Below are 14,407 nucleotides of genomic sequence, written 5' to 3'. Positions count from 1 at the left end.
TATACTTTATTGAGTTACTGACTCATTCATGACCCTTACTCAACTAGACTATATTGTTGCCGTGGATACCTACCGGCATTTTGCAACGGCTGCGGAGGCCTGTCACGTTACCCAGCCAACGCTTAGTATGCAGATTCAGAAGCTGGAGGATGAACTGGGTATTCTGGTATTTGACCGCTCGAAACAACCCGTTGTACCCACCGAAACCGGACAGGCAGTACTGGCTCAGGCACGGGATGTACTGCGGGCGGCCAAGCGTATTCCCGAAATTGTGAGTGAATCGAAAGAAGATTTCAGGGGAGACTTCCGGATTGGCATCATTCCCACGCTGGCTCCCTATTTGCTGCCTTACTTCATTGGTGAATTCGTCGGGAAGTATCCGGCCGTATCGGTACATATTCAGGAACTGGTAACGGAGCAGGTAGTTGAAAAGCTTAGGAACGGCTTGATTGATGTGGGGCTGGTAGTAACACCGCTGGAAGAGAACGGGATTTCTGAAATACCGCTCTTCCAGGAGCCTTTTGTTGCCTATGCGGCCGACTCGAATCCGTTGTTGGCCAAGGCTACCGTATCATCGGCCGACTTGCTTTCCGATGGCTTGTGGTTACTGACCGAAGGACACTGTTTTCGTACGCAGGTGATGAACCTGTGTGGGGCCGATCGCCACTCGAACGGAAAAACCACTTTACGTTACGAAACCGGTTCTCTCGAAACGCTCATTAAACTGATTGATAAGCAGGACGGATTTACCTTGCTTCCGTACCTAGCCACGCTCGATATGGATGCTGCCCGCCAGGCACGGCTTCGCCCGTTCGATGCGCCCTCGCCGGTGCGTGAAGTTAGCATCGTGATGCACCGCAGCTTTCTGAAACGCCAGCTTATCAATGCCTTAAAGCATGAAATTATGACCCATCTGCCTCCCGAAATAACCGAAGTGTCAAAAGGCGGACCTGTAGCCAGTGTGCGATAAACACATGTTTAGTTGCCCGGCCGTTTACGGGCTTTCATCGCCCGCTCCCGTTTGCTCCGTTCCAACTGCTGGTAGGTCTGGCGAAACCCGTTACCGGCCTTAATGGCGTTGGTGAGCGTTGGTACGCCCGCCCGCCCAACTACAGCCAGCCAGCGGGCTACTTCGGCGGCTGAGGTTCCATAGGCCAGCATCGTATGGATAGAATTGCCGCCGAAGAATTCGCGGGTAGATTCAAGGTCGGCGAGTTTCAGCATCGGGTAATGCGAAAATGACTCCAGGGTGGCCTCATCGGCAAACGACTCCATCGACGTCAGACTGTCGGGTTGTTCCCATATCGATGGGTTACTGAAGCGGTAGTCGACCATCAGGGCAAGCCCTTCGTTGAACCATTGCGGAATTTCTCGTTTGACCCGCCACCAGCCCAGCCGTGCGAAGAGTTCGTCGTGGCAAAGTTCATGGGCGATCACATCGGCATTGTTTCCTTCCGGACCCAGAACGAGGTACGACGTTCCCCAGGGTGTACCAATACTACAGCCAGCGCCTTCGCCCCCAGCGCAGTACGTTTCGTACTCATCCTGACTGGGACTGTAAATTAGTATGGCTTGCCCTTGTTTATCGCCCCAGAATCGGCGAATGCGCTGCCGGGCCGTTTGGGTATGTTCACGAAGTTCTGCCTGCTGCTTTGCGGTGGCCGTGCGGCTACTGTACACGTTGCCGGTTTTCTCGAGCAGCCGAAAGTCTGACGAATAGCTAACACGCATACACCGGATCACCTGCGGAAAAAGCCACAGAAAGCTGATGGGCACCACAACCAGCGCCAGCAAACTATAGCGGAAAAATACACGTCCACGCATGAAAAGGGCAGCAAAACATTTTTTACTTAATGGGTACTGGGCTATTAGTCCTGAATCGGTACAGATAAGGTGCTTTGTGAGCGCCACCGCTGTACTTTTTATCGAGCCGCTCCAAAATTCCCAAGCTAAGCATCTTTCGTTGAAAACTGGAACGGTGCAGGGGCTGGCCCAGAATTGTTTCGTAAAGACGCTGTAGATCGGCCATCGTAAATATGTCGGACAGGAGCGGGGCTGCCCATTGGTTAAAGCCAGTCAAGTTCCGGTCGAGGTCGGCTCGTAACGTTTCCAGCGCTTTCTGAACAATGAGTCGATGGTCCTGTATAAGCGTTGGCAATGCCGTCAGTTCATACCATGTACAGGTATCGGACAGGGAGTCGGGAATAGGCACCGCTTTCGTGAAGTCAATAAGGGCGTAGTAGCCCACGGACACAAAACGGCGCAAAAGCCAGTGGTTATCGGTAGGAGTTATCCCCTTGGCCTCCATAATGGCCCGCATAGGGGCAACATCGTACCGGGCGAGATCACCAAACGTATAAAATTGCTCCAGAAAAATATCGGTCAGGCTGGTGCGCTCAGCCAGTACCCGCCGGGCGGCATCGTTTAAGTTTTCGTTCTGCCGGATAAACCCGCCGGGCAAGGCAAAAAGGCCCGTATTCCGATACTCCAGCAACAGAATCTTTAGTTGGTTCTGATGAAATCCGAATATGACAAAGTCCAGCGCGAGACCCGGCAGAAAGTCAACGCCAGCGGGGCTTATCTCTTCCGGAGATAATTGGTGAGACATAGGGGATTAAATTGAAAGCGCAAGTAACAAAAAATTGGGTGGTCTGGGTTTAGTTTTTTATTATTGTCGCAGAATGAGACAATAGCCGTATCGTCTTATCTGTGCGTGCTTCAATCAGGTTAGATAGTTGCTGCATCCTCTTTTTAAGTACACTAAACCATACAGTATGAACCGTATTTTCTTTCTGATTTTATCAACTATTTCGCTAGCCCATCTGGCTACTGCCCAGTCAGCGAAGGCCCCACAAGCCAAAACGGCCAACGGTGTCGTTGAGGGAGTCGTTGAACCGAGTGGTATTCGCTCCTTTAAAGGTGTTCCCTTTGCGCAGCCCCCCGTGGGTGAACTGCGCTGGAAAGAGCCCCAGCCCGTCAAAAACTGGCAGGGTGTGCACAAAGCCGACAAATTTGGCCCTCGTGCCATGCAACGGCCTATTTTTGGCGACATGGGATTCCGGTCTAACGGCATGAGCGAAGATTGCCTCTATCTGAACGTCTGGACACCCGCCAAATCGGCCAACGAGAAATTGCCCGTTCTGGTGTATTTCTACGGGGGCGGATTTGTGGCCGGCGACGGTTCGGAAGCCCGCTACGATGGGGAGAGTATGGCTCGTAAGGGCATTGTTGCTTTAACGGTAAACTACAGACTTGGTGTGTTTGGCTTCTTCGCGCACCCTGAGCTGACAAAAGAATCGCCGAATCATTCGTCGGGTAACTATGGGTATCTGGACCAGGCCGCAGCCCTTAAGTGGGTAAAGGAAAATATTGCAGCGTTCGGCGGTGATCCCAATCGGGTAACTATTGCGGGCGAATCGGCCGGGTCAATTTCGGTCAGTGCGCTGATGGTTTCTCCGTTATCCAAAGGGCTGTTTGCTCAGGCTATCGGCGAAAGTGGTTCGTTGCTGGGCGGGCTTCCGCCAACGTCGCTGGCTAAAGGCGAAGAGGCAGGTACCAAATTTGCAACGGAGGCTGCCGGTGCCAACACCCTGACTGAACTGAGGGCCATGCCAGCCGATAGACTACTCGAAGCCACTGCCAAGCCCGGAGTTCCCTGGTTTACGTCGACCATTGACGGCTACTTCTTCCCAAAACTGCCCCTTGAGATTTTTGAGGCTGGACAACAGGCACACGTGCCCTTGCTGGTTGGCTGGAATTCGGAAGAAATGAATTATCGGGCCGTGATGGGTCAGGAAAAGCCAACGCCTGAAAACTACGCCAATGCCTTAAAGAAACTTTATAAAGAGCAGGCCGATGAAGTGTTGAAATTATACCCAGGTACTACGGAGCCCGAAATTTTAGAATCGGCTACGGCGCTGGCCAGCGACCGTTTTCTGGCCTACAGTACCTGGAAGTGGGCCGATATGCAAGCCAAAACCGGCGGTGGCAAACCCGTTTATCGGTATTATTACTCCCGGCCACGTCCGGCCATGACGCCTGCTATGGGCAATGCCGCTCCCGGTTTGGCTGGTGGCGTGGTGAAATCAACGGATGCAAATGCGATGAAAGTGGCCCCTGCCAGTGGGGCAGTACACTCGGCTGAAATTGAATATGCGATGGGCAATCTGCCCTCCAACAAGGTTTATGCCTGGACACCCGACGATTATAAAGTGTCGGAGGTGATGCAGAATTTCTTCGCTAATTTCATCAAAACCGGGAATCCGAACGGGCCGGGCTTACCCAAATGGCCGGCCGCCAATGTGGGTAACAGCGTGCAATACATGCATATTGACGTAAATACCCGACTCGAAACGGAGAAAAATCGAGCTCGTTACCTCTTCCTCGACAAGTCGTTTGGTCGGTAGTGAATGGGTGGATTGTTGAAGTGAGTCGAGTCGTGCAATTACTACTTCACTCACTTCACCAATCCACTAATTTACTACTCTATCACTCCGCTAATCATTTCCGCAACTTGCCGACCCGTTTGCATGGCTGCATTCAGGGACGGATAAGCTGTTTGATCCCCGCACTGGTACAGGCTATCCGATAGTTTCAAAGGTTGCCGGAGGGCGTCATTACCGGCTTGTTCAGGATTGTAGGCCGGTAAAGCGTGGGGTAGGTGGTACGTGCGCAAATGCCGCCACTGTTGCACATCTTCGCCAAACCAGTTGCTGAGTTCAGTACGGATTTTGGCCGTTAAGGCGACCTCATCCAGCAAAACCAAACTTTGGGTGCTCACCGAAACCAGCGTTTGCCCGGCTGGCGCGTAGGCTGGTGCTACATCGGTCAGAATGGCCACGTTATGCACCGCCGAACTCCGGTGCGTGTTGAGTAATAATAATTTTTCTTCTGTAGGCCGATTTTTGAACTGATCTGGTCCAACCGCAAAATACGTGCAGGTGGTGTGATTAAACGCCTGCTCAGTCGGCAACGGGCGACCCGTTAACTGAGCCGACTGAGCGGCATCGACCGCCAGTACAACTGTCCGGCCGGTCAGGGTTTCGCCTGAGTTGAGATAAACCGTATTGCCGTCAATTCGTTTGACGGGCGTTTGTAGCCGAATCTGACCGGGAGCCAGCCAACCGGCCAGTTGATTCGGAATGGCTTCCATGCCGTTGGCCGGAACAGCCGCTCCTCCAATGAAAAACATCCGAAAGCAAAACTCGAAGAAATTGCTTGAGGTTGTGAGCATATCTTCCAGAAAAACACCCCCGAAAAACGGCCGGAAAAATCGTTCGATCATTTGCCTGGAAAACCCAATGCCGAGTAGAAAATCCAGCGTACTGACGGGTGTTTGCCGGAAAAGTTCGTCGATGGGCAACTCCTGTGTTCGGCGGAGGAGTTCCACAATACGGAGTTTATCGGCCAGCGTGCCAACCGGCGATGCCAGCGTTTTGAAGACAGAAAGTGGCTCCTGAAAGGGATTCAGCAGCGTCATCCATTCGGGAGCGGGCGTCTGGTGGTGGATTAATGCGCCAGAGCGGAAGTACTGCAAATTCAGCGCACTGTAGTTTAGTAGCCGTCGGGCTTCCGGGTAGGCTGTCAGCAGGATCTGAAAACCCCGGTCGAGTCGAAAGCCATCTACGGTATCGGTACGAACCCGGCCGCCAACGCCATCGGCCGCTTCGAGTACCCTGGCATCAATGCCCGCTTGTTTAAGGTAAACGGCACAGGTTAACCCGGCCATACCGGCACCAATAATCAGAACAGGCTTATCGGTTATTCCATTATTGGAACTGGATGAATCTGGTGACATACCATGAAGTCTTTGGTTCGTAAATAAAAACCAAAATTAAACGCTACGCCTGCCAATCAATGAATCAAGTTCAGTGCAGGTAGTATTATTTTAATAAAAATTGAACAATAGTAAGTTGTTTACCTGTTAACATACTGGTAATCAATTGGGATGAAATAAAAGTTGTTGGTTTTTTTTAGAAATATTAATTTTGCTCGACTGAATTGCGTTAGAGGGGTATGAAGCTGTTGGTAGTAGATAACTTCGATTCATTTACGTACATGCTTGTCGATTACCTACAGCAGGCAGGTGCTGTCTGCCGGGTCGTCAGGAATGATGAATCCCTGAGTTGTCTGACCAGCGATCCAGTAGATGGCGTGGTGCTATCGCCGGGGCCGGGTAGTCCAAAAGCGGCAAACCGGTTAATGGCGGTTATCGACCACTACCATCGGCACGTACCTATGCTGGGAGTTTGTTTGGGGCACCAGGCACTGGGTGAGTTTTTTGGTGCAACGCTAAGCCGGGCCAGCCAGCCCATGCACGGAAAAATATCGACCGTTCGAACACTGGAAGAAGACTGTTTATGGCGGGAAGTACCGGCTACGTTTGAGGTAACTCGCTATCATTCGCTGGTTCTGACGGCCCTGCCGACCGATTTGATACCTACGGCCGTAACGGAGCAGAACGAAGTAATGGCCATGCGGCATCGAACGTTACCACTTTGGGGAGTTCAGTTTCACCCCGAAGCCGCATTGACACAATACGGATTTACCTTAATTCAAAACTGGATCGATTTTGTCCGGTTAACACATAAAAGAAACGACTTGACCACATCTTTAACCGCGCAGTACGCATGAACTATCAGATTCGGGAAGAAGCAGGATTCCGTTATGTAGACGAAGGCCAGGGTGAAGTATTACTTCTGCTGCATGGCTTGTTTGGTGCTCTCAGTAACTGGGACAGCGTCATAAATACGTTTTCAGACCGGTATCGGGTTGTCATTCCGTTGCTGCCCATTTATGAAATGCCCATTCGGCAGGCTAGCCTGGAGGGGTTGGTCGCATATATCGAAAAATTTGTTGTCCAGAAATCCCTGTCTGATATGACCCTGCTGGGGAACTCCCTTGGCGGTCATTTGGCTATTCTATATACCTTCAAAAACCCTGAGCAAATCCGGCGTTTAGTACTAACGGGAAGTTCAGGTCTGTTTGAGAACGGTATGGGCGGTTCTTTCCCCAAACGTGGTAGCTATGATTACATTGCCGAGCGAGTAGCCTACACCTTTTATGACCCGAAAGTCGCTTCGAAAGAATTGATCGACGAGGTATTTGAAATAACCAGTAGTATTCCCAAATGTATGAGCATTGTTGCCATTGCCAAGTCGGCACAACGGAACAATGTAGCCAAGGACCTGTATAAGATTCAGGTGCCCACGCTGCTCGTTTGGGGATTAAATGACACCATAACTCCCGCCGAGGTAGGGCATGAATTTAACCGACTGATTGCGGGTTCAGAATTATACTTTATTGACAAGTGCTGTCATGCACCCATGATGGAATGCCCGGACCGCTTCAACGAATTATTGGATAACTGGCTGGCCAAACATCCGGTTATTGAGTTAATAGCGTAGGTTTACTACGTGAGTGAGGCAGTACGTTTTATTCACTATACTAAAACTTGAAAACTATGCAGGAATTTCCGTAGTTTTCAGCGAACAGTTTCAGTTGTTAAACGACATCGATTATTTATGCTGGCTGCCGAACTAATAGATCCCATGCTTCCGGCTCTGAAGCCAACCGACCTGGTCGGGCAGGCTTTGGCGTGGATGGAAGAGCACCGCGTCGGGCAACTTGTTCTGACAGATCAGGGCGATTACCGGGGCATTGTAAGCGAGGAATTGCTGATGGATGTTGCCGACGACGATCGGCCATTGAGCAACGTAATGTGCCTTTTTGAGCAAATGTACGTGCTGGAAGATCAGCATCTGTTTGAGGTACTCGGATTGGCTATCCAGCATCAGATGGAAGTTATAGCCGTTCTTGGCGAAGGGCGCGAATTTACGGGCACTATCGCTACGAGCGAATTGCTCAAAAAATTTGCGCAGGATTTGGGCGTACAGGAAGCAGGCGCTATTCTGATCCTGAATATGAATGAACGTGATTATTCAATGGCCGAAATCAGTCGACTTGTCGAATCCAATAACGTAAAAATCATCAGTAGTTATTTTTCCAGCGCGGCTTACGGTATGCCCGACCGTTCGCGGTTGACGCTCAAGCTTAATCGACGAGACATTACGCCGGTTATATCCACGCTGGAACGATTTGGCTATCAGATTGAAGCGGCTTTTGCCAATGCCCCTGTTGAAAGTATCGATCAGGAGCGACTCGACTTGTTGCTTCGTTACCTTAATACATAGATAGTCGGTAAGTTGGTAAGTCAGTACGTAATTTGCTTATGTAATTACCGACTTATTAACTTACCGACTTACTGACTCCTTTCTATGAAAATCGCCATTCACGGGCGCAACTTCCCCGAATCAGCACGGCCTTACATTCAGTCCATGTTCGAAGAACTGTCCAAACGGCAGGTGGAAGTGCTGATTTCGCTGGGGTATCGCGAGTATCTGGATACCATGGGTGTAGCCCATTACAGCCAGGCGACTTATACGGTTGAAGAAGGGGTTAGTGACGCCGACTTTATCTTTAGTTTAGGGGGCGATGGTACCTTGCTTGATGCCGTTACCCACGTTGGCGTCCACCAGATTCCAATTATTGGCATTAACATTGGCCGCTTAGGCTTTTTAGCTACCGTTGCTCCGGCATCAGTACGGCTCATGATTGATGCCATTTTCAACAATCAATACAGTATTGACGAACGGAGCCTGGTGAGTGTACGATCCAGCCAGGATATTTTTGGGAATCTGCCGTTTGGCCTGAATGATTTTACCATCACGCGCACCCAAACCTCATCGATGATTACGGTACATTCGTACCTCGATGGCGAATTCCTGAACTCGTACTGGGCCGATGGGCTAATTATTTCGACGCCTTCCGGCTCAACGGGGTACTCGCTCAGCTGTGGCGGCCCGGTGCTGCTGCCCCAAACAGAGAGTTTTATCATAACACCTATCAGTCCGCATAACCTCAACGTCCGTCCCATGATTGTGATGGACAGCTGCCAGTTGGCGTTTGAGGTAGAAAGCCGGAGCGGTAACTTTCTGGCGGCTCTGGACTCTCGCTCGTTTACCGTCGATACATCGGTACGGATTAGTGTTCAAAAAGAGGCCTTTAAAGCCCGCCTGGTTAAACTCAGCGATGATAATTTTCTGAATACACTCCGGAGTAAGCTTAACTGGGGCTGGGACATCCGTAATTGATGAGTACATCCACCAGCTTTAAACACCAGTAAAATTTTGGACGTCCTCAGCTTTCTCTTTATTATAATTTTTACGACCTACTTCCAATAAAAGTGACAGCCCTACCGTTTCGGAATTGGTTGGCTTTCGGGCCAACAGGGGTTGATTCACGTATTTAAATAGTATGAATAACTATAGACAGGTAGTTACAGGCGCTGCGGTATTCTGTTTGCTGGCAGGCTCAGTTACAGAAAGCTTGGCGCAAAGACGGCCGAATCCTCGTTTTGCTCCTTATTCGTCCGTCACGTTTGGCGTAGGGACATCTACTTACTTTGGTGATTTAGCGGGCTATCGGCAACCATTTAGAACGTTAACTACGTTGCCCAGATGGAATGTCGGCCTTGGATATACACGTCAATTTACACCTCATTTTGCCGCCAGAGCTATGTTTACCTGGGCGCGAATTTCGGGTGACGATTATACGTTCAATAAAAACAATATCGAAAAGAATCTGGTGCAGTATGCCCGGAACCTTCATTTTCGAAACGACCTGAAAGAGTTTGCCGTTACCGGTATCTACAATTTTATTGAAGATGGCCGAAACTCAAATTCCCGTGCGAAAATCACCCCATACATCTTCGCAGGTCTGGCCCTGGTAGCGCATAGCCCGGAGGCCCGCACCCCTGCCTCACCCGACAATGGTGATTATGAAGCCCGGAAATGGGTGAAGCTCCAGCCGTTGCATACGGAAGGGCAGGGGCAACCCGGGCGCGACAAGCCTTATTCGCTCGTTACGCTGGCAGTTCCGGTGGGTATTGGCGTTCGATATAAGTTAAACGATAACTTTAACATAGGCGCCGAAATAGGTTTTCGGTACGCCTTCACCGACTATATTGACGATGTAGGCTCCGGGAGCTATGCTGACCCGGCTACTCAGCAGGGGGTTGGCACGATTATGTCGGATCGTCGGTTTGAGCAAAATGCGGCCCGTTACAAAAATCCGCCGGCCCGGTATGAGGTGTTGCGGAACATGTTTGACAACGGCACTCCCGAAATGCAGGCTGCTATCTCCGATGCATTGACCCGACCCACACGCAGCGATGACGGCAAGTTAAACGACGGATATCTGCTGACTAACTTCTCGATTCATTACATCATACCGGGTAAAATCAAATGTCCGCCAACCAAATAAATGGCTGTCGCCTGGCAACCCGGTTCGTTGCTTTCTGTGGGCAGGTCGGCTCTATTACTTATTCTTGTCAGGAACAGGTTATGGCCCATTGATTGCTTAGACCTATTTATGAATCAATACAAACAAAAGACAGCCCGGCTTTTCATAGTCGGGCTTTTTATCAGCCTGGGCGTGCACGCCCAGAAGATTGAGGTCGGGGCTGGGTTAGGCGGTATGCTTTACAAAGGTGATGTGTCTCCAGCCCTGAACCCTCGCTTTTACAGACCTGCAGCAAGCTTGTTTTTTCGATACAATGCCACTCGTTCATTTTCCATCCGGGGTAGTGGATTTATTGGCGGGCTTCGTGGTGACGACCAGGCTAGCCGGGACCCGTTTCAACAGGCACGTAATTATTCATTCCGTACAAATCTGAGTGCCTTAGAAGTTGATTTCGAATATAATTTTCTGAACTACAAACCACTGCCCAAAGCAAAAAACTGGACTCCCTATATTTTTGGTGGCATAGGATTATCCCGGTTCAACAATGCCGTAATCAAGGTAGGTGGGGTAGTGACATATCCATTGGGTATTGGTGTTAAATACGAAATTAAGCGGCCCTGGAGCGTAGGGGTTGAGTTTGGGACGCGTTTTATGCGCAATGATTACCTGGATGGCCTGGGAGATGCTACGTTTGGGAATGCCTTAACCAAAGTGACACAGGGGAACCCTGCGCTCAAGGATAGCTATACGTACACTGCCTTTACCCTGAGCTATACGTTTTATAAAATTGTATGTCCCTGAGGAGCCCGGCCAACAGATTGGGTGAAAAGCTGGGTATTGGTGCCCAGCTCTTAAATCAGTGAGAATAAATCTTTTACGCCCAGCATTCGGCGGCTAATGAAGCCTTCGCCAAATTCCACGCCGATCATGTGCCCGTGCTCCCGAGAGCGAGACTCCAGAAATTTCATGAAGGGCTCTCCCGAGATGTAACTTTCCGGTTCGGTGCTTTCGGGATTGAAAAACTGACTCTTGTAGGCCTTTATCGCGGCTATCTTGCCCTGCCAATACGGTGTTATATCAACGATAAAGTCTGGCTTCAATGTGCGATCCTGAATGAAACTGTAGATGAATTTTGGCCGGTGGGCTTCCTGCGTCTGCCCATCTTTACCTACTGTTTTTATCTGCCGTAAGCCAGCGTAAAAACAGGCGTCTATTACGAGTTCAGAAGCACGACCGTGGTCGGGATGGCGGTCGTCGGGAGTATTAGTTATAACAATCTCTGGCCGGAAGTGGCGAATGAGCGGAATAAGTGCGAGCTGATGTTCTTCATCATTTCGGAAAAACGCATCGCGAAACCCCATGTTTTCCCGGGCTGACAATTTCATTATACGGGCTCCTTCTGTTGCCTCCTGAAACCGGATTTCGGGTGTTCCCCGAGTGCCTAGTTCTCCCCGGGTCAGGTCAATGCCGGCCACAGTTTTACCCTGCTCAATTAGGGAAAGAATGGTGCCGGCACAGCTCATTTCAATGTCATCAGGATGGGCCGCAATGGCCAGTACGTCAACGGTCATGTAAGTAGAATAATGTAACAGAAGTGGTTCGTCTTATAAAGAGCCACTGAATGTCAAGTAAGGTCGTTGGACTAAGCAACTCTTAAAAAAACTCAGATGAGTCAATTCAAGAGCTGTCTAGTACGTAATCAACCAAACCTTCGATTTGTTCCTTACTCGGGGCAAAGTAAAGGATTAGCGATTTTCTCATCAGAAACACTTTATTTTGGCGACCTAACCGTCACATTCCTTATACACTTAACCGATGTCTTATAAAGCACTTGCTCTTCAACTAACTTGCCAGACGATAAATTACTGCCAAACCCGTGATGAGTCGGAAGCAGCCATGCTCGAGACAATAGAGCGGATTGAACGTCAGATTGTCGCATCGGTTGGGCTGCTTGGCCGTGATACGTTACTTGTTGTGGTCCCCGAATTTTTTCTGACCGGGCCGCCAGTGGACGAAACGGTAGATCAATGGCGCGAAAAAGCGGCTCTGGACATCGATGGCCGCATTTATGAAACGTTGGGAGCCATGGTGCAGCGTCAGCAGATTTACTTCTCGGGCAATGCTTACGAACAGGACCCATTCTTTCCGGAGCTTTACTTCCAGACTAACTTTATAATCGGCCCTAGTGGTGATGTACTCCTTCGATATCGGCGACTGAACGCTATGTTTACTCCTACACCGCACGATGTTTGGGAGTTGTATTTAGATGCCTACGGGTACGACTCGCTGTTTCCTGTTGTGAAAACAAATATTGGAAACCTGGCCTGCATCACGTCGGAAGATATCCTTTTTCCGGAGGTTGCCCGCTGCCTGGCTATGCGTGGGGCGGAGGTACTTATTCATTCAACGGCCGAAATTGGCAGCCCTCTGCTCACGCAGAAAAACATTGCCAAGCAGGCGAGGGCTATTGAGAACATGGCCTATGTTGTATCCGCCAACTCAGGAGGGATACTGGGAAGTGTGCTGCCCGGCAATACAACCGACGGAGGGTCCAAAATAATTGATCCAAGAGGTACGGTACTGGCCGAGGCCGCTTATGGAGAGAGTATCGTGGCAAACGCGGAGATTGACCTGGCCGCTTTACGTGAGTTTCGGCAACGCCCGGCCGCCGGAAATCTATTAGCTCGTCAGCGCCTGGAATTGTACACCGAAAGCTATAACCAACGTGCAATATTCCCGCCTAATACGCTCCTAAGCCAGTCTGCCGAGCGCCAGCATTTTATGCGAACACAGCAGGACGTCATTAAGAAGCTGTATAGCTAAGCGCTGATTTCATCGACTTTGGGTTTTCGTCGTCGCTTGGGAAGTCGAAACAAATTACTACCTGCCTCTTCGGGGGTTTGATCCCCCAGCAGTACACCCCATGGGCGCAGGCTTTCTACCCGGTCGAAAATTACTTTTAAAATCGCAATGGCAGGAATGGAAAGAAACATGCCGGAAACACCCGCCAAAGCCCCCCCAATCAGTACGCCCACAATAGACACGAGCGCGTTGATTCGGACTTTGGAGGCTACGATAAGCGGTACGAGTACATTATTGTCGATGAATTGCACTACCAGAAAAACAATAACTACCCCCAGAATAATTGAGGTTTCCGGGTTGTTGCTGAAGGTGATGATCACCGTTAGTACCGTAGCGACCAGACCACCAATGTAAGGAACTAGGTTTAGTATGGCTGCCATAATTCCCAGCAGGATGGAGTACTGAACGCCAAGAATTAGTAATCCGACAGAATTGAGTGCCGCTACACAGGCTGTCTCGATCAGCAGGCCTACCATGTAGCTTTGAATAACCGACTTTACCTCCCCAAGCACTTCACGTACATTATTGGTGTGCTTTTCGGCAAAGAGTACGACGACAAAGTGCAATAGCATTGTCCGGTAATAGAGCAGCAAAAACACGTAAATGGGAACCAGCGTAAGGGTTCCCAGCGGCCCAGTAATGAAACCGAGCGTGTCCGGACTTTGCAGACTGTCCAGTGTTTGCGCCTGGGCTTTTTTAAGGTACTGCTCCTGTTGTCGATAGCTCACATTGTACTCGCGCCGAACCCATCGTTTGGCATCACTAAAAAAGTCGGCTAAATTCTGTCGTATCTTGGGTAAGTCGTCGGCAAAATCGGAGAGTTGCATCGACAGGATTATAGTAACGCCAGCCACAATAATAATGGCCAGTAACAGCGCCAGGCTAATGGCAATAACTTTATGCATACCCAGGCGGATAAGTCGGTCCTCTACGGGTCTCAACAGTACGGCAACCAGCCCCGACATAGCAAGCGGTACCAATATGTCCTGACCCAGGTAAATGGCCACCGTCAGAATAGCCAGTGAAAGCAGGGAATGAGAAAACTGATGATAATGAGGACGTAGAGGTTCGGATGTCATGGAAGCTCAGATGGTAAGTTCGTGTGTGAATGAATAAACGCAACCCCAGATTGTGTTGCATAAACTCTCAACATTCCATTGCCTATTTTGTTTGTTGGGGGAAAGCCTGACGTCTATCTTCCCGATAACTGACCGTCTTTCGCCAAACTTGCTGTATTTTTGTG

14 protein-coding genes are annotated in these 14,407 nt (G+C 50.0%); 9 read left to right on the top strand and 5 right to left on the bottom strand.

What is annotated here, in order from left to right; genetic code table 11:
* The first annotated feature begins 28 nt into the window (after positions 1 to 28).
* Positions 29 to 970, top strand: a complete 942-nt coding sequence (locus NT073_RS25500) for a hydrogen peroxide-inducible genes activator (RefSeq protein ID WP_297379296.1) — start codon at positions 29 to 31, stop codon at positions 968 to 970.
* 8 nt (positions 971 to 978) lie between these two features.
* On the opposite strand, the gene NT073_RS25495 is transcribed toward NT073_RS25500, so the two are convergent.
* Entirely contained in the window at positions 979 to 1,824 is an 846-nt protein-coding gene (locus NT073_RS25495; RefSeq protein WP_297379294.1) for a hypothetical protein, read from the bottom strand.
* A gap of 22 nt (positions 1,825 to 1,846) precedes the next feature.
* Positions 1,847 to 2,608, bottom strand: a complete 762-nt coding sequence (locus NT073_RS25490) for an NUDIX domain-containing protein (RefSeq protein WP_297379292.1) — start codon at positions 2,606 to 2,608, stop codon at positions 1,847 to 1,849.
* Between the two features lie 166 nt (positions 2,609 to 2,774).
* Between NT073_RS25490 and NT073_RS25485 the strand changes: the two genes are divergently transcribed.
* Positions 2,775 to 4,406 (top strand): carboxylesterase family protein, encoded by a 1,632-nt coding sequence (locus NT073_RS25485; protein WP_297379290.1) that lies wholly within the window; start codon positions 2,775 to 2,777, stop codon positions 4,404 to 4,406.
* Between the two features lie 74 nt (positions 4,407 to 4,480).
* On the opposite strand, the gene NT073_RS25480 is transcribed toward NT073_RS25485, so the two are convergent.
* Complete coding sequence (locus tag NT073_RS25480; protein ID WP_297379288.1) at positions 4,481 to 5,797, bottom strand: NAD(P)/FAD-dependent oxidoreductase; 1,317 nt, start codon at positions 5,795 to 5,797, stop codon at positions 4,481 to 4,483.
* A gap of 218 nt (positions 5,798 to 6,015) precedes the next feature.
* Between NT073_RS25480 and NT073_RS25475 the strand changes: the two genes are divergently transcribed.
* From NT073_RS25475 to NT073_RS25450, 6 genes are all read left to right on the top strand, one after another.
* Positions 6,016 to 6,633: an aminodeoxychorismate/anthranilate synthase component II gene (locus NT073_RS25475; RefSeq protein ID WP_297379287.1), complete on the top strand. Its 618-nt coding sequence runs from the start codon at positions 6,016 to 6,018 to the stop codon at positions 6,631 to 6,633.
* The gene (locus NT073_RS25470) at positions 6,630 to 7,406 is read left to right on the top strand and encodes an alpha/beta hydrolase (RefSeq protein ID WP_297379285.1); all 777 of its coding nucleotides are present in this window, start codon (positions 6,630 to 6,632) and stop codon (positions 7,404 to 7,406) included. The genes NT073_RS25475 and NT073_RS25470 overlap by 4 nt, the downstream gene beginning before the upstream one ends.
* Before the next feature lie 117 nt (positions 7,407 to 7,523).
* Complete coding sequence (locus NT073_RS25465; RefSeq protein WP_297379283.1) at positions 7,524 to 8,192, top strand: CBS domain-containing protein; 669 nt, start codon at positions 7,524 to 7,526, stop codon at positions 8,190 to 8,192.
* 84 nt (positions 8,193 to 8,276) lie between these two features.
* Positions 8,277 to 9,152 carry an NAD kinase gene (locus NT073_RS25460; protein ID WP_297379281.1) on the top strand — a complete coding sequence of 292 codons (876 nt, stop codon included), beginning with the start codon at positions 8,277 to 8,279 and terminating at the stop codon, positions 9,150 to 9,152.
* A 163-nt stretch (positions 9,153 to 9,315) separates the two neighbouring features.
* Entirely contained in the window at positions 9,316 to 10,323 is a 1,008-nt protein-coding gene (locus tag NT073_RS25455) for a DUF6089 family protein (RefSeq protein ID WP_297379278.1), read from the top strand.
* 108 nt (positions 10,324 to 10,431) lie between these two features.
* Entirely contained in the window at positions 10,432 to 11,103 is a 672-nt protein-coding gene (locus NT073_RS25450; protein WP_297379276.1) for a DUF6089 family protein, read from the top strand.
* Between the two features lie 50 nt (positions 11,104 to 11,153).
* Here NT073_RS25450 and bshB1 read toward each other — a convergent pair whose 3' ends face one another.
* Positions 11,154 to 11,873 (bottom strand): bacillithiol biosynthesis deacetylase BshB1, encoded by a 720-nt coding sequence (gene bshB1 / locus NT073_RS25445; protein ID WP_297379274.1) that lies wholly within the window; start codon positions 11,871 to 11,873, stop codon positions 11,154 to 11,156.
* 244 nt (positions 11,874 to 12,117) lie between these two features.
* Between bshB1 and NT073_RS25440 the strand changes: the two genes are divergently transcribed.
* A complete protein-coding gene (locus NT073_RS25440) occupies positions 12,118 to 13,125 on the top strand; it encodes a nitrilase-related carbon-nitrogen hydrolase (protein ID WP_297379272.1) in 1,008 nt (335 codons plus the stop codon).
* Here NT073_RS25440 and NT073_RS25435 read toward each other — a convergent pair.
* Positions 13,122 to 14,243 (bottom strand): AI-2E family transporter, encoded by a 1,122-nt coding sequence (locus NT073_RS25435; protein ID WP_297379270.1) that lies wholly within the window; start codon positions 14,241 to 14,243, stop codon positions 13,122 to 13,124. The genes NT073_RS25440 and NT073_RS25435 overlap by 4 nt on opposite strands.
* Between the last annotated feature and the right edge of the window lie 164 nt (positions 14,244 to 14,407).

Origin of the sequence: Spirosoma sp., assembly GCF_026391055.1 — a bacterium.
Classification (GTDB): Bacteria; Bacteroidota; Bacteroidia; order Cytophagales; family Spirosomataceae; genus Spirosoma.
This window is presented reverse-complemented; position numbering and strand designations above follow the sequence as displayed.